A 15,207-nucleotide genomic window follows, 5' to 3' on the forward strand; every position below is an offset into this window, starting at 1 on the left:
ATGAGCTGGACGATAGACGAGTACCCCACGGCCCTGCAGTATTTTGCGTCTTTGGTGCAGAGTGATGAAAACTTTGCCTTGATGGAAGCCGCCATCAGCATTGCTCAGGATGCCGAACCTGATCTTGACCTGCAGGCCGTGCTGGCCGAGCTGGACAGGCTGCAAGTGCGTTTGGTGCAGCGTCTGGCAGGCGAGGAGGACGGTTTGCGCAAGCTCGGTGCGCTCAACAAGTTCTTCTATGGCGAGCTGGGCTTTGCCGGCAACCTCAACAACTATTACGACCCTGCCAACAGCTATATCCACCATGTGCTGCAGACAAGGCGCGGCATTCCCATCAGCGTGGCACTGGTCTGGCTGGAGCTGGCTGCCGGCATCGGTCTGACGGTGGAGGGCATAGGCTTTCCAGGGCATTTTCTGGTCAAGGTCATGCTGCCGCAGGGGCAGGTGGTGCAGGATCCGTTGACAGGCGACTCCTATTCCGCAAGCGCCTTGGCAGAGCGCCTGCAGCCGTTTCTCGATCAGGCCGGCATTTCACCCGATGATGCGCCGCCGCTGGGGCTGTATCTGCAGGCCGCTCATCCGCGAGATGTTGTGGCGCGCATGCTGCGCAATCTGCAGGAGATTCATCAGGTCCAGAAAGACTGGCCCATGCTGGTGGCCGTGCTCAATCGCCTGATCCTGTTGCAGCCTGGCCGCGAGGAGCTGTTCCGGGACCGCGGCATGGCGTATGCCCAATGGGGAGTGATTGAAAGAGCGCTATCGGATCTGGAGCGTTATGCGCCTGCCGCACAAGGGCAGGAGGCCGATTACATCGCCAAAACCATTGCCCGGCTGCGCCGCGCGGGTTGAGCGCCTTGGTGGCAAGCAGCTTGCTTACACCAGTTGCGCGGCTTCCAGCTCTTTCTTGAGATAGGCATAGAACAGCGGCGCTGCCACCAGACCTGCTGGACCGAAGACGGACTCGGCCACAAACATCACGGCCAGCAGCTCCCATACGCCCATATGCGTGCGTGTTCCCACCACCTTGGCGTTGATCACGTATTCAGCCTTGTGAATCAGGATCAGGAAGCCCAGGCAGGCAGCAGCAGCTATGGGCGATACGGACAGGCCGACCAGCGTCAGCACGGCATTGCACAGCAAGTTGCCGACGATGGGGATCAGCCCGGCGATAAAAGTCAGCGTGATCAGCGCGGGGGTGTAAGGCAGTTGCAGCTTCCAGATCGGCAATATGGCCAACAGGAAGATGGACGTCAGCAGCGTGTTGAAGGCCGCAATCCAGAACTGGGCGGCCACGATCTGCTTGAAGGCCAGGGCAAAGTGACCGATGCGCTGCTGCAGGGCCTGCACCAGCGGCGGGTGACGCGTGGCGATGGGGCGAACGGCTGCCAGCGCGCCGATGATCAGGCCCACATAGGCATAGAGCAAGCCAGTGAGCCAGGCCCTGCCTGCAGTGGCCAGCACACCGGCCTTGGCGGCCAGATAGCCGGCCAGCTTGCTTTGAATTTCCTGGGCACCGTCAGGCAGCTGATCGGCAATGTCCGAGGGCAGTTTCTCTCGCAGCTCCAGCACCGTGGCCGCCAGATAGTCCAGCAGTTCCTTGTACTGGGCGGGGGCTTCGGTGATATAGGTCCGGGTCTGGGAGAGGGCGCCGCTGAGCAGGGCCAGTGGCGCCAGAATCACGATGGTGGTGGCAACCACCTGGGCCCAGCGTGGCAGCTGGTTGCTGGCAAAGGCGCGAGGGTTGGCGCGTGACAGCAGGCGCGAAAGCGAGCGGGTAAGCATGAAGCCTACGCACACACACAGCAGGCCGGGGAGTATTCCCTGATGCATGACGAGCAGCAATGCTGCTCCCATCAATATGTAACTGGCCAGTATGACCTTGGGCGAAGGGCCCGGTTGCGTAGTGATGGGGGCGGGCAAATGCTGCGTCATTCAGGCTCGGGGTAGAGGGGCTGTGATGAAGATTTGCTTAGCGAACTTCAACGGGCTTGCCGGAGCCGATTTCCGTGATGGCGCCGATGCTGTAGACCTTCTCGCCCAGCTCGGCCAGTGTGGCTGCCGTGGCTTCTGCGTCTTCAGCGGCCACCACCACCACCATGCCGATACCGTTGTTGAACGTGCGGTTCATCTCGATATCGTCAATGCCGGCGGTCTTTTGCAGCCAGGCGAACAGCTCGGTCTGGGGCCAGCTGCCGGCCTTGAGATGGGCTGCGGTGCCTTCGGGCAGCACGCGGGGAATGTTCTCCAGCAGGCCGCCGCCGGTGATGTGGGCCAGGGCCTTGATGGGGTGCTTGTCCAGTGCGGCCAGCACGTTCTTCACATACAGACGGGTGGGCTCCATGATGGCGGCCTTGAAGGGCTTGCCGTCCAGGGTCTCGGGCACGCTGCCCTGGGCTTCGGCGCGCTCGATGCACTTGCGTACCAGCGAGAAACCGTTGGAGTGCACGCCGTGCGAAGCCAGGCCCAGCACCACATCGCCGGGCTTGACGTTCTGACCGCTGAGGATCTTGGACTTTTCGACCGCGCCGACGGCAAAGCCGGCCAGATCGTATTCGCCATCGGGGTACATGCCGGGCATTTCAGCGGTTTCACCGCCGATCAGCGCGCAGCCGGACAGCTCGCAACCCTTGGCAATACCGCCCACCACGGCAGCAGCGGTGTCCACATGCAGCTTGCCGCAGGCGAAGTAGTCGAGGAAGAACAGAGGCTCGGCACCCTGCACCAGCACATCGTTCACGCTCATGGCCACCAGGTCGATGCCCACGGTGTCGTGCATATTCCACTCGAAGGCCAGCTTGAGCTTGGTGCCAACGCCGTCGGTGCCGGACACCAGAACGGGTTCCTTGTAGCGCTTGGGCACTTCGAACAGGGCGCCGAAGCCGCCGATGCCGGCCATCACGCCTTCGCGCATGGTTTTCTTGGCCAGGGGCTTGATGCGTTCGACCAGGGCGTCGCCTGCGTCGATGTCAACACCGGCGTCTTTGTAGGAAATGGGGGTAGAGGAGGATGCGGAAGAGCTCATCGATGGATCCGGTGCGGGGGCGCCCTGCTGGGCGGAAACCCCGGGATTCTACGGCGCTTGCCCGTGCAGCGGGGGCGCCCGGACATGCGTCAAAGGGTTTTGCTGGAGCATTCATGGCCTGACTACAACAACGGCAGTAGGCAAAATCAGCCCGAAGCCGCTCGGGGGCTGCGAGTGCAGACTAAAATTGGTGCTTTTGTTACCGAGTGATCACGCTAGGGCATATTGCAGGGCCTGATCTAAGTGCGCGTCCGGGCCTTTGTATCTTCCACCATTGATGCTGATGAATCTCCTGCCAGATTTCGCCGCATGGGCTGTTGAGTGCCCAGGAAAGGGGGCGCTGCGCGTATGTCGCAGATGAAGCAGCTGGCTCTGGATATCAGCATGGCGCCAGGCCCGACGCTCGCGCGTTTCTTTGTCGGCCCCAATGCTGCGTTGATCGATCACCTGCGTCACTGGGTGGGCGATGGCCAGCTGCAGCAGTCGCGCACGCCGGTGCCCACCTATCTCTGGGGAGAGGCCGGGTCCGGCAAGAGTCATTTGCTCAAGGCGGTGCGTGAAGCCCTGCGCGAGCAAGGAGCCATGGTGGGCTGGATGGATGCATCCACGCCGTTCCCGCCTGAGTTCGACGAACGCTGGGCCGCCGTGCTCATGGACGATGTGGACATCTACACCCCGTTCCAGCAGGCGCGTGCCTTCAACTGGTTTGTGAATGCCACCAGCCCTGCCACCGGCCTGCCGCGCTGGGTGCTGGCTGCAGGCCAGCTGCCAGTCGCCGATCTCAAGATGCGCGAGGACTTGCGCACCCGCCTTGGCTGGGGTCATGTCTATCAGCTGCATCTGCTCGACGAGTCGGCACGGCGTGCCGTGCTGCGTCAGGAAGCCGATGCCCGTGGCGTGTTTCTGAGCGACGAAGTGATGGATTACATGCTCAGGCGCTTTTCGCGCGATCTGGGCTCGCTGATGCAGCTGCTGGACATGCTGGACGGTTTTGCCCTGCGCAACAAGCGCGCCATCACCATCCCGCTGCTCAAGACCATGCTGGAAACCGAGTGAGGCCTCTGCTCACGCTTTCTGCTTTGGCCATGCCACAGCACTTTTTGTTGGATTTGCATGTCGACTTCTGAATTGGCTATCAAGCCCAGGCTGGCCCTGTTTGACCTGGACCATACGCTGCTGCCGCTGGACTCCGACCATGGCTGGGGCGAGTTCTCCATTGCCATCGGCTGGTGCGACCGCGAGGAGTTCGGGCGCCAGAACGACGCCTTTTTTGACGACTATCTGGCCGGCCGTCTCAACATTCCCGACTATGTGCGCTTTGCCACGGCTGCCGTGGTCCAGCGCGGCGAGGCTGCAGCCACGGCTGCGCACCAGCGCTTCATGGACGAGGTGATTCGCCCGGCGATCAAGCCTGCCGCCCTGGCCCTGGTGCAGCAGCACCTGGATGCAGGCGACACCGTGGTCATCACCTCGGCCACCAACGAGTTTGTGACGCGCCCCATTGCCCAGGCCTTCGGCGTGCAGCATCTGCTGGCGACCGAGCTGGTGCGTGATGGCAGCGGCTGGTTCACGGGCGAGATTGACGGTATTCCCAATATGCGCGAGGGCAAGGTCGTGCGCATGACCGAATGGCTGACCCAGCGCGGCCTGCGCTGGGAGGATGTGGAAGCGACCTTCTACAGCGACTCCATGAACGATGTGCCCCTGCTTGAAAAAGTGGATCACCCGGTGGCCACCAACCCCGATGCGCGCTTGCGTGCCCTGGCCGAGGAACGCGGCTGGCGCATCGTGGACCTATTTAGCGAAGCACCATGATCAAGACCATTATTGACAAGCTGCTGGGCAAGGCGCCCGCAGCCCCCCGCTCGCGCAAGCCCAAGTTCGGCAAGCGTGAGGAAGTGCCGGTTCAGGTGCATGGCATAGACCCGAATCTGGTGGACCGTCGCGCCATCGATGTGGTGCAGACCCTCAAGCGCTCGGGCTACGAGGCCTATATCGTCGGTGGCGCCGTGCGCGACCTGCTGCTGGGCCTGCGTCCCAAGGACTTCGACGTGGCCACCGATGCCACGCCCGAGCAAGTCAAGAACCTGTTTCGCCGCGCCTTCATCATCGGCAAGCGTTTTCGCATCGTGCATGTGGTCTATGGCCGCGGCCGGGAAAACGAAGTCATCGAGGTTTCCACCTTTCGGGCCTTTCTGGACAACAGCGCGGCCGAGCAGGTCAGCGGCAATGAACGTACCAGCAAGAATCAGCTCGCAGGGCTGAAACATGCAGTGGATGCCAGCGGCCGCGTGTTGCGTGACAACGTCTGGGGTCCGCAGGACCAGGATGCCACGCGCCGCGACTTCACCATCAACGCCATGTACTACGACCCCGAGACACAGATTGTGGTCGACTATCACGGCGGTATTGCGGACGCCAAGAAGAAGGTGCTGCGCATGATCGGCGATCCGGCCACGCGCTACCGTGAAGACCCGGTGCGCATCATTCGGGCCGTGCGCTTTGCCGCCAAGCTCAGCGGCAAGGGCTTCAAGCTCGAAGCCAAGACCGCCAAGCCCCTGGTCGAGTGCGAGCCGCTGCTGCAGGAAGTGCCGCAAAGCCGCTTGTTCGACGAAATGCTCAAGCTGCTGCAGACCGGTCACGCGCTGGCCTCGGTGGCTCAGCTCAAGGAGCTGGGCCTCTCGCGCGGCATCTATCCGCTGCTGGACGTGGTCATGGAGCGCTCCGACCATCCCTTCGTGCAGGCCGCACTGATGGATACCGACCGCCGTGTGGCCGAAGGCAAGCCCGTGGCACCCAGCTTTTTGCTGGCCTGCGTGCTGTGGCAGGATGTCAAGCAGGGCTGGGAAAAGCGTCTGGCCAAGAGCTATCACCCTTTCCCTGCGCTGCAGGAGTCGATCGACGAGGTGTTCGATCAGCGTATCGGCGATGTCTCGGGTCGGGGCAAGCTGGCTGCCGATATGCGCGAGATCTGGGTCATGCAGCCGCGCTTTGACAAGCGCACCGGAGCCACTCCGCACTCCATGGTGGCGCAGCCGCGCTTCCGCGCCGGTTTTGACTTCATGCGCCTGCGTGCCGATATCGGCGAGGTCGAGGAAAGTCTGGCCAGCTGGTGGCAGGAGTTCCAGCAGGCCGACGATGCCCAGCGAGATGACCTGATTGCCCAGGCTCGCGACGAGCAGCGCGCCCGCCAGCGTGCCCAGCAACAGACGGCGCCCAAGGTGCACCGAGTGGCCAAGAAGAAAGCCGAAGGCGATCAGGAGAGCCCGCTGGATCAGGTGGCTGCAGAAGGCGATGCAGCCGCTCCCAAAAAGCGCCGCCGCCGTCGCCGCAAACCATCCGCTGGCGCTGCTCCTGTAGCCGGTGGTAATGAATAAACCGGCCGCGTTGGCGGCCGACACGGTTGCGGTCGGTCTTGGGGCAAACCTCGGCGATGCACGCCGGACCCTGTCCTGGGCCGTGGCGGCGATGGCCGGGCTGGCCCGGACCGAGCTGCTGGCCGTGTCCTCGCTCTACAGCAGCAAACCCATTGATTCTTCCGGGCCTGACTATCTGAATGCGGTGGCGTTGCTGCGCACCGGGCAGGAGCCGCTGGATCTGCTGCATGCGCTGCAGGCGATCGAGCTGCAGGCCGGACGCGAGCGTCCCTACCGCAATGCACCGCGCACGCTGGATCTGGATATCGAGCTATGGGGTGACCGGCACTCGGATGCTACCGAGCTGACCCTTCCCCACCCGCGCATGTGGCAGCGTGCCTTTGTGCTGCTGCCGCTGGCCGAAATTGCGCCTGGCTGCGTGAGTGCCGAACAGCTGCAGGCAGTGGCAGATCAGGGCATAGAGCGCAGCCTGGCCCGGGGCTGGTGGATAGAGCAGTCAGCGTAGTTCAGATTTGATAGCTTCTCACGCTTGCCTGGCAAGTGATTGAGGCTGAAACCACCTAAAAAAAGCCCCGGAGCCGTCAGGCTGCCGGGGCTTTTTTATCAGTGCCAGGACTCGTCAGTCGACCTTGGCGCCGGAGGCCTTGACGATAGGCTGGTACTTGGCGCGCTCGGCGGCCATGAACTTGTCGAATTCGGCGGGCGTGGAGCCCACGGGTTCGGCCATCAGGGCGTTGAAGCGGGTCTTGGTTTCCGGTGCTTGCAGGGCATCATTGAAAGCTTTGCTCAGCTTGTCCAGCACGGGCTTGGGGGTGCCTGCCGGGGCAACCAGTCCCCACCAGGTGTCGATGGCAAAACCGGGGTAGCTCTTGGACAGCGCGGGCACGCCGGGCAGCAGCGGCGAGGCATTGAGAGAAGTCACAGCCAGTGCCACCAGCTTGCCGCTCTTGATATTGGGCGCGGCCGCCGCCAGGTTGTCGATATTGAAGTCCACCTCGCCAGACAGCAGGGCCAGCTGGGCGGGGTTGGCGCCACGGTAGGGTACGTGCAGGGCGAAGATGCCGGCCTTTTGCTTGAGCATCTCGCCGGCCAGATGACCTGCGGAGCCATTGCCGCCGCTGCCGTAGTTGAGCTTGCCGGGATGGCCCTTGGCGTAGGTGATCAGATCGGCCACGCTATGGATCTTGAGCTGCTCGGCCTTGGCGGCATTCATCACCAGCACATTGGGCACGCGCACCATCTGGGTGATGCCGGCAAAGTCCTTGCCCGCGTCATAAGGCATCTTTGTATAGAGCCAAGGGTTGACGGCATGCGTGGCCGTGGCGGCCAGGCCTATGGTCAGGCCGTCGGGCTGGGCCTTGGCAATGGCGTCGGCGCCAATGTTGCCGCCGGCACCGGCCTTGTTGTCGATGATGACGACGCCCAGAGAATCACGTACCCGCTCTGCCAGCGCGCGGGAGGTGATGTCCAGCGGACCACCGGGCGCATAGGGCACGATCAGACGGATGGGTTCTTGGGCCTGGGAGAGGGGAGAGGCCAAGGCAGCAACGGCCGCCATGACCGAGAGAAGGCTGTTTCTACGGTTCATAGAGCTCTATTGTGCAAAAAATTGCATCGGCTCCGGAGCTGGCGGTTACTTGTGCAAGAAAATTGCGCGTAAACCCTGATGTGCCATGGAATGCATCAGGGTTTGCGCAAAACAGCGCTCTTACTTGTCCGCTTCGGAGGTGAATGCGTCGGCGTAGAACTCTTCGGCAGGCAGCGCGCGTTCGCTGGTATAAGCGGCGCGGGCCGAATCCACGACGATGGGAGCACCGCAGGCATAGACCTGGTAGCCGGACAGGTCGGCAAAGTCGTCCAGTACGGCCTGATGGACAAAGCCGGTGCGGCCCGTCCAGGCATCCTCGGCCAGGGCGTCGGAGATCACGGGCACATACCTGAACTGGGGCATGGCGGCCGTGTGTTCGGCAATCCAGCTGGCGTCATACAAGTCGGTGGGGCGGCGGCCACCCCAGTACAGCGTGACGGGGCGGTTGATGCCCTTGTGGCGCATATGCTCGATCAGTGCCTTGATAGGGGCAAAGCCCGTGCCCGAGGCGAGCAGGATGATGGGCTTGTCCGAGTCCTCGCGCAGGAAGAAGCTGCCGAACGGGCCCTCCACACGCAGGATTTCCTTTTCCTTCATGCCGCCGAAGACATGGTCGGTGAACTTGCCGCCTTCCATGTGACGGATATGCAGCTCGATGCCGGGTGCCGTCTCCTGCACGTGGGGCGCGGTGGCCATGGAGTAGGCTCGGCGGGCACCGTCGCGCAGGATGAACTCCACATACTGGCCGGCGTGGTAGCGGAACTTCTCGCTGGCCGGCAACTGCAGGCGCACCTGCATCACGTCATGCGACTTCTTCTCGAGAGCGGCCACGCGCACGGGCATCTTCTTGATGGGGAAGGAGCTGGCGTCCGTGACCTGGCGCGACTCCAGCACCACATCGCTGTGGGGCGTGGCGCAGCAGGTCAGCACATAGCCGCCGGCTTCCTCTTCGGCTGTCAGAGCCTTGTCCGAGTGCGTACCGTGGCTGACTTCGCCGCTGAGCTTCTTGCACTTGCAGGAGCCGCAAGCACCGTCCTTGCAGCCATAGGGCAGGCCGACGCCGGTGCGAATGGCCGCGGCCAGAATGGTTTCAGCGCCCTGAGTGGCAAAAGCACGTCCGCTGGGCTGGACGGTAATTTCAAACGAAGCGTGGGCAATCTCGGTCATGACGTTTTGGTTATCCTTGAAGGCGTATCCGGCAGCCTTTTTGTCGGCGCTGCTGCTGTCGCAGCAACGCCAGCGGCTCCTTAGATCTTGTACGCAGCAGGTCCCGATTTTGCCTTCAAACCAAAGCCCATTGGGCGCGCTGCCAGCGCGCTTTCGTCGTGAACGCTTATTGATCGTCGGCCACGGCGATGTGGGTCAGCGCGTGGCCCGATTGTTGGTCGCTTCAGGCCGTGGCAGGCACGGCATTCAGGTACTGGCCTTGAGCCGCAGCCCAGGTCGGGCCGAGCAACTGCATGCCCAGGCTGTGAGGCCCTTGTGGGGGGATCTGGATGATCCGGCCAGCCTGCGCAGACTGGCAGGCATTGCGACGCGGGTGCTGCACCTGGCGCCGCCTCAGGCACCGGCTGCCGGGGATGAATGCCCGTGGCTGGACTCCCGCACCACGGCTCTCATGCGGGCACTGCGCCTGCGCAGTCTGCCGCGCAGCCTGGTCTATGCATCGACCTCGGGCGTTTATGGCGACTGCGAGGGGCAGTGGGTGGCCGAAACCCGGTCCGTCGCGCCGACGACTGCCAGAGCGCAGCGCCGTGTGAATGCCGAACTCGCCGTGCGCTTTGCCGGTCGCTCGGGCCTGCGGGCCAGCATCTTGCGCATTCCCGGCATCTACGCACCTGATCGTGAGGGCGGTACGCCCCACGCCCGGCTGCAGCGAGGCACGGCCGTGCTGAAGCCCGAGGACGATGTCTATACCAACCATATTCATGCCGACGATCTGGCGCGTGCCTGCCTGCTTGCGCTGTGGCGCGGCAAGCCGCAGCGCATCTATCATGCCAGCGACGACACGCAGCTGAAGATGGGGGATTACTTCGATCTGGCGGCCGATCTCTACGGCCTGGCCCGCCCGCCGCGCATTTCGCGCGAGCAGGCACAGACAGAATTGCCGGCGAGTCTGCTGAGTTTCATGAGCGAGTCGCGGCGGCTGTCGAATCAGCGGCTCAAGCGCGAATTGCGGCTCAGGCTGCGCTATCCCACGGTGACCGAGGGCCTGCAAAGCTAGGCAGAGCAAAGAGCACGACCCTCAAAAATTGGCGCGCTCAGGCATTGGGCAGCAAGCAAACGCCGCCGCGCAGCGAAACTGTCGCCCCTTGGGGGAAGGCGCACAGCGCCTCAGGGGGATTACGGTATCGGATGCACGCCGCCTCGGTTGTCATAGCAGCGGAAGACATTGCAGTTGACAATCTTGGCGGGCGGCTGCGATGGCGTGGGATGTGCCGGCGGGTAGCGGTTGGGATAGCCGTAGCCCCACTGAGGGCGGTTGATGGCATTGGGCTGCAGCGCCCGGCTTTGCTGCAGTTGCTGGTAGGCGGCTGCGCCCAGGCAGTTCATCTCCATCTGGGCCTGGGCCGCCTGGCTGCGCTCTCCCCAGGTGGCCGGGTCGGGGCTGGCTTCGGCCAGTATGGCGTTGTAGCGCTCGCGGGCCTGACGGCAGGCGGCGGTGTTTTCCAGATTGGCTACGGCCCGGGCCTGGGCTCTCTCGGCGGCCTCGCGTTCCTTGCGCTCCTGCTCTTCACGCTGGCGGCGCTGGGCTTCGTCGCGCGCCATCTGGGCCTTGCTGCGTTCCCGCGCCTGGCTGGCATTGGCACGCTCGGACGCAATTTCCTCGGCGCTTTGCGCCGCCTGAATCTGCGTGCTCATTTCGCCCGAGATGCAGCGGCCATTGGTATAGGTCACCTCGCCGGTCTTGGCATCGACACAGCGCATGACCTGAGCCTGGGCCGTGCCTGCGATCAGCGCCCAGCCCAGCAGCAAGCCCAGCGGCAGCTTGCGCATGATGACGGTGGGAGATAGGGGCTCTGGCATGACCGCTCCTTCAAAGGCGTTTGAGTGCCTGCAAATTATGAAGTGGCGGCAGGAAAAGCAGAAGCGGTGCCGTGCCACAGCGCCCGGTCAGCGCCAGTCACCGCGAGGAGGAAAGCCTTGCTGCTGGCCTTCGCGCTGGCGTTGCTGCTGGCGCTGATCGCGCTCACGTTCGCGGTCTTGCTGTTGGCGGTCGCGGGCCTGTTGCTGGCGATCGCGTTCGGCCTGCATGCGGTCACGCTCGCGCTGTTGCGATTGCTGTTGCTGCTCGCGCTCCTGCTGGCGGCGCATCTGGTCCTGATCGCGGCGATTCTGGGATTGCTGGCGATCCCATTCGCGGCGCTGCTGGTCCCGGTCGCGCTGCTGCTGAGCGCGGTCGCGCTCCATCTGGCGTTGCCATTGTTCGCGATCGCGCATGTTCTGGGCGCGATCACGTTCCAGCTCGCGCTGGCGCTCCCATTGACGACGCTCACGCTCGCGCCAGGCCCAGTCATTGCGGTCCTGACCCTGGTAGACCGGGTAGGCGGGATAAGCAGGCTGGGTGCTGTAGATGGTGGTGGAGCCATAGCTGCCACCGTAGCCGCCGCCATAGCCGGAGTCGTACTCGCCGGGAACCGCGCAGGCAGTGCACAGCACGGCCAAAGCCCCCATGCTGGCCCAGCGCGTGGAGGTGGACATCAATGCCTGCAGGGATGGTTTCATGGCGTGTCTGGTGAGGTGTGGGTGGGCGCAATGCCCTGTGCTCTTAACGTCCGGCAATTGTTCCGGGTTGACTTTGCTACGCTGTATGCTCATCAAATGAGAGCTCGTTTCGCTTTGTGGACGAGCATTAAGGGTGGTTTTTTCTTGATTTTTCAGATTGACGCCATAGTGACCCTTTTATCAAAAGCGCAGCCAAAGCGTCGCTAGAATGACTTCGTCTTGTGGTGAATCCAGGTTCGCCGCAAAGCAGCGTTCTCAGGGCGGGGTGCAATTCCCCACCGGCGGTATCTGTGGCAATGCCTTGCATTGACTGCAGCAGCCCGCGAGCGCCTGCAGTCTCGCCAGAGCCAGCAGGGTCAGCAGATCTGGTGAGATGCCAGAGCCGACGGTCATAGTCCGGATGAAAGAGATCGCGCAGCATCGGTCCGTGATGCAGCTATCGCTGCCGCATGGGCGGGTGTATCAGCGCACGCCCTGATTCATTGGAATTTTCTGGAAATACCACCATGAATCAGACCCCTATCTCCATGAACTTTGCCACTCACGCGACTTCCGAAGGTACGCCCTGGAAGGCCGTCGCCAGCCGCAGCCGCATTGCCATCATCAGCGCCAGCTGGCACACCGAAGTGGTCTATCAGGCCCGCGATGCCGCCCAGGCCGAACTCCTGGCACAGGGCGTGCAGGCCGGCAATATCACGCATTTCAGCGTGCCCGGCGCCTTTGAAATCCCGCTGCTGGCCAAGAAGCTGGCGCAAAGCGGTCGTTTCGATGCAGTGATCGCCACGGCACTGATCGTCAACGGCGGCATCTATCGCCATGAATTCGTGACCACGGCCGTGATCGACGGCCTGATGCGCGTGCAGATGGACTCCGAAGTGCCCGTGTTCTCCGCCGTGCTGACGCCGCGCGATTTTCACGAGCATGGTGATCATGTGGAGTTCTTCCGCCAGCACTTCGTGAAGAAGGGCGTGGAAGTGGCCCATGCCTGCCTGAGCACGCTGGACCAGCATGCCAAGGTGGATGCTCTGCTGCAGGCCAAGGCTGCCTGAGCAGCGGGCCTTGATGAAAAACGCCCCAGTCTGGGGCGTTTTTCTTTGGCGCTGCTGCCATTTCGCGAGCAAGGGCTTGCGGCGGTTTTTTCCAGCACAGCCCGGGGCGCTTGCCGATCCCTGAAAACACTGATTGTTGTGCCGGTGTAGCACTCGCTGCACCTATGTGATTGCCTCATTGCCAATTGCCTGTCGCGGGGCATAAGGTTGCGTCTTGTCTCAACCGAGTGGAGTGCGCAATGAAGAATTTTGGCAAGTTGTGTATCGCGACAGTCGTAGCAGGTATGGCAGGGGGCGTGATGGCCCAGGAGCAGATCATCAAGATCGGCCATATCGGCCCGACCTCCGGCCCTCAGGCTCACTTCGGCAAGGACGATGAAAACGGCGTGCGCATGGCCATCGAGGACCTGAACGCCAAGGGCATGGAAATCGGAGGCAAGAAGGTCAAGTTCGTGCTGGTGGCCGAGGACGATGTGGCCGATCCCAAGCAGGGCACGGCGGCTTCGCAAAAACTGTGCGATGACAAGGTGGCCGGTGCGGTGGCCTTTGTGAACTCCGGCGTGGCGATTCCTTCTTCCAAGGTGTTCCAGGACTGCGGCATTCCCATGATCACGGGCGCTGCGACCAATCCCGATCTGACCAAACCCGGCTGGAACACCACCTACCGCGTGATTGCCAACGACAACGCCCTGGGCGCGGCGCTGGCTAGCTATGCGGCCAAGAATCTCAAGCTCAAGAATGTGGCCGTGATCGACGACCGCACGGCCTATGGCCAGGGCCTGGCCAATGTGTTCAAGAAGGATGCCGCAAAGCATGGCATCAAGATCGTGGCCAACGAGTTCACCAACGACAAGGCCACGGACTTCATGGCCATTCTGACCTCCATCAAGGCCAAGAAACCCGATGCCATCTTCTACGGCGGCATGTATGGTCAGGCCGGCCCCATGCTGCGTCAGATGGCCCAGCTGGGCATGAACGACGTCAAGATGTTTGGCGGTGACGGCATTTGCGTGACCGAGCTGGCCAAGGTGGCTGCCGGAGCCAAGCCGCTGGAGAACGTGGTCTGCGCCGATGGCGGAGCCTCCATTGCCAAGATGCCTGGCGGCACGGAGTGGAAGAAGCGCTATGACGCCAAGTATCCGGGCCAGTTCCAGGTCTACAGCCCCTACTTCTATGACGGCACCATGCTGCTGGCCGACGCCATGAAGCGTGCCAATTCATGGGACCCCAAGGTCTATATCCCCTTCCTGCAGAAGTCCGACTATTCGGGTGTGACCTCCAAGATCCAGTTCGAGAAGAATGGCGAGATGAAGAACCCCAGCTATACGCTGAGCCGCTATGTGAACGGCAACAAGACGCCTATCGACCTGAACTGATTGCCTTGAGTGCACCAGGCCATGTGGTGTGGCCTGTTTTGCAAAGCCTGCGGATGCCTCGCATTTGCAGGCTTTTTTGCTTTCGGTCTTTGGGGGCAGGCATGGATGGCTGCTGGCTGGGGCGTTGCATGCGAAAGGATTGCGCTAGTTCTGCATGCCCTCTAGCTGCGCAAAATACTGGCGCAGCACCTCGATGGCCTCGCGCACCTTGGCGGGCAGGCTGTCGCGGCTGGCGGTGACGGCCCAGATATCCAGCATGCCCATATCCCAATCAGGCAGCAGGCGCACCAGGCTGCCCGTCTCCAGACTTGCCGCCACGTCATGGGCCGAGAGCAATGCAACTCCCAGGCCCGCTTCACAGAACTGCTGCACCGCGCTGCGATGGTTGCTTACCATGAGCGGCCGCACCTGCAGCCGGTACTCCTGCGCCGTGCCCTGCTGGCGCCATAGAAAATCGGCCTGGGCGTCGTCGCTGCGGCTCATTTCCAGCCAGGGCAGCTGTGCCAGCTCGCTAGGGTGTCGAGGCGTGCTGCCGTGTGCCTTGATCCAATGCGGCGAGGCGCAGAGCACGGTGGCGCTGCGTCCCAGGTGGCGGGCCACCCAGCTGGAGTCCTGCAGATTGCCGAAGCGCAGCGCCAGATCCACGCGCGCCTGGATCAGATCTATGGGTGCGTCATCCATGAGCAGACGCAACCGCAGCTCAGGATGCATGGCCAGCCACTGGCCCAGCGCCGGGGCCGCATGCTGGGTAAAGCCGGCCGGAGCAGCCAGACGCAGCTCGCCGCTGGGCCGCTGATGCTCGGCGGCCAACTCGGCGCGCGCCCGGCTGGCGGCCTCGCACATGGCAGCGCACTGGGTGTAGAAGCGCTGGCCGGCATCGGTCAGCGTCAGCTGGCGCGTGGAGCGGTGCAGCAGCGTCAGGCCAGCATCGTGCTCCAGCTGACGGATATGCTGGCTGACGGCCGAGGGCGTCATGTCGAGCTGGCGGGCGGCTGCGCTCATGCTGCCGCGCTCCACCACGGCGGCAAAAATGGCCATGCGTCTGAAATCTTCCATGAGGTTATTTTGA

The 15,207-nt window shown here is 63.0% G+C and carries 15 protein-coding genes and 1 riboswitch; of the genes, 8 read left to right on the forward strand and 7 right to left on the reverse strand.

Features of this window, described 5'->3' with window-relative positions; all coding sequences use genetic code 11:
* On the forward strand, positions 1–849 hold the full coding sequence (locus tag AAIL66_RS17665) for a transglutaminase-like domain-containing protein (RefSeq protein WP_003070846.1): 849 nt from the start codon (positions 1–3) through the stop codon (positions 847–849).
* A gap of 24 nt (positions 850–873) precedes the next feature.
* On the opposite strand, the gene AAIL66_RS17670 is transcribed toward AAIL66_RS17665, so the two are convergent.
* The gene (locus AAIL66_RS17670) at positions 874–1,932 is read right to left on the reverse strand and encodes an AI-2E family transporter (protein ID WP_034353554.1); all 1,059 of its coding nucleotides are present in this window, start codon (positions 1,930–1,932) and stop codon (positions 874–876) included.
* A 37-nt stretch (positions 1,933–1,969) separates the two neighbouring features.
* Entirely contained in the window at positions 1,970–3,022 is a 1,053-nt protein-coding gene (gene purM, locus AAIL66_RS17675) for a phosphoribosylformylglycinamidine cyclo-ligase (protein ID WP_034380447.1), read from the reverse strand.
* A gap of 357 nt (positions 3,023–3,379) precedes the next feature.
* Here purM and hda point away from each other — a divergent pair, with 357 nt between their 5' ends.
* Genes hda through folK form a run of 4 tightly spaced genes read left to right on the forward strand, consistent with a single transcriptional unit; the run spans position 3,380 to position 6,904 of the window.
* A complete protein-coding gene (gene hda, locus AAIL66_RS17680) occupies positions 3,380–4,078 on the forward strand; it encodes a DnaA regulatory inactivator Hda (protein ID WP_003070849.1) in 699 nt (232 codons plus the stop codon).
* Positions 4,079–4,135: 57 nt separating this feature from the next.
* Complete coding sequence (locus AAIL66_RS17685; protein ID WP_012839452.1) at positions 4,136–4,837, forward strand: HAD family hydrolase; 702 nt, start codon at positions 4,136–4,138, stop codon at positions 4,835–4,837.
* Positions 4,834–6,399 (forward strand): polynucleotide adenylyltransferase PcnB, encoded by a 1,566-nt coding sequence (gene pcnB, locus AAIL66_RS17690; protein ID WP_343497332.1) that lies wholly within the window; start codon positions 4,834–4,836, stop codon positions 6,397–6,399. The genes AAIL66_RS17685 and pcnB overlap by 4 nt, the downstream gene beginning before the upstream one ends.
* On the forward strand, positions 6,392–6,904 hold the full coding sequence (gene folK, locus AAIL66_RS17695; RefSeq protein ID WP_034409546.1) for a 2-amino-4-hydroxy-6-hydroxymethyldihydropteridine diphosphokinase: 513 nt from the start codon (positions 6,392–6,394) through the stop codon (positions 6,902–6,904). Before pcnB ends, folK begins: the two co-directional genes overlap by 8 nt.
* A gap of 114 nt (positions 6,905–7,018) precedes the next feature.
* Here the strand turns inward: folK and AAIL66_RS17700 are convergent, their stop codons facing one another.
* Both AAIL66_RS17700 and AAIL66_RS17705 read right to left on the reverse strand, forming a co-directional pair.
* Entirely contained in the window at positions 7,019–7,987 is a 969-nt protein-coding gene (locus AAIL66_RS17700; RefSeq protein ID WP_253233351.1) for a tripartite tricarboxylate transporter substrate binding protein, read from the reverse strand.
* 120 nt (positions 7,988–8,107) lie between these two features.
* Positions 8,108–9,154 carry a CDP-6-deoxy-delta-3,4-glucoseen reductase gene (locus tag AAIL66_RS17705; RefSeq protein ID WP_012839448.1) on the reverse strand — a complete coding sequence of 349 codons (1,047 nt, stop codon included), beginning with the start codon at positions 9,152–9,154 and terminating at the stop codon, positions 8,108–8,110.
* Between the two features lie 109 nt (positions 9,155–9,263).
* Between AAIL66_RS17705 and AAIL66_RS17710 the strand changes: the two genes are divergently transcribed.
* Positions 9,264–10,211 carry an SDR family oxidoreductase gene (locus AAIL66_RS17710; protein WP_343497333.1) on the forward strand — a complete coding sequence of 316 codons (948 nt, stop codon included), beginning with the start codon at positions 9,264–9,266 and terminating at the stop codon, positions 10,209–10,211.
* Positions 10,212–10,330: 119 nt separating this feature from the next.
* Here the strand turns inward: AAIL66_RS17710 and AAIL66_RS17715 are convergent, their stop codons facing one another.
* Positions 10,331–11,014 carry a DUF4124 domain-containing protein gene (locus AAIL66_RS17715; protein ID WP_034380436.1) on the reverse strand — a complete coding sequence of 228 codons (684 nt, stop codon included), beginning with the start codon at positions 11,012–11,014 and terminating at the stop codon, positions 10,331–10,333.
* A gap of 87 nt (positions 11,015–11,101) precedes the next feature.
* A complete protein-coding gene (locus tag AAIL66_RS17720; RefSeq protein ID WP_034380435.1) occupies positions 11,102–11,713 on the reverse strand; it encodes a hypothetical protein in 612 nt (203 codons plus the stop codon).
* A gap of 247 nt (positions 11,714–11,960) precedes the next feature.
* A riboswitch (FMN riboswitch) is annotated at positions 11,961–12,129 on the forward strand.
* Between the two features lie 90 nt (positions 12,130–12,219).
* Between AAIL66_RS17720 and AAIL66_RS17725 the strand changes: the two genes are divergently transcribed.
* Together AAIL66_RS17725 and AAIL66_RS17730 are read left to right on the forward strand one after the other, a co-directional pair.
* Positions 12,220–12,762 carry a 6,7-dimethyl-8-ribityllumazine synthase gene (locus AAIL66_RS17725; protein WP_034380434.1) on the forward strand — a complete coding sequence of 181 codons (543 nt, stop codon included), beginning with the start codon at positions 12,220–12,222 and terminating at the stop codon, positions 12,760–12,762.
* 239 nt (positions 12,763–13,001) lie between these two features.
* Positions 13,002–14,138, forward strand: a complete 1,137-nt coding sequence (locus AAIL66_RS17730) for a branched-chain amino acid ABC transporter substrate-binding protein (protein ID WP_034353520.1) — start codon at positions 13,002–13,004, stop codon at positions 14,136–14,138.
* Between the two features lie 144 nt (positions 14,139–14,282).
* Here the strand turns inward: AAIL66_RS17730 and AAIL66_RS17735 are convergent, their stop codons facing one another.
* Complete coding sequence (locus tag AAIL66_RS17735; protein WP_343497334.1) at positions 14,283–15,194, reverse strand: LysR family transcriptional regulator; 912 nt, start codon at positions 15,192–15,194, stop codon at positions 14,283–14,285.
* Positions 15,195–15,207: the final 13 nt, after the last annotated feature.

Origin of the sequence: Comamonas sp. F1-6 (genome assembly GCF_039581415.1) — a bacterium.
In the GTDB taxonomy this organism is placed as follows: Bacteria; Pseudomonadota; Gammaproteobacteria; order Burkholderiales; family Burkholderiaceae_C; genus Comamonas; species Comamonas thiooxydans.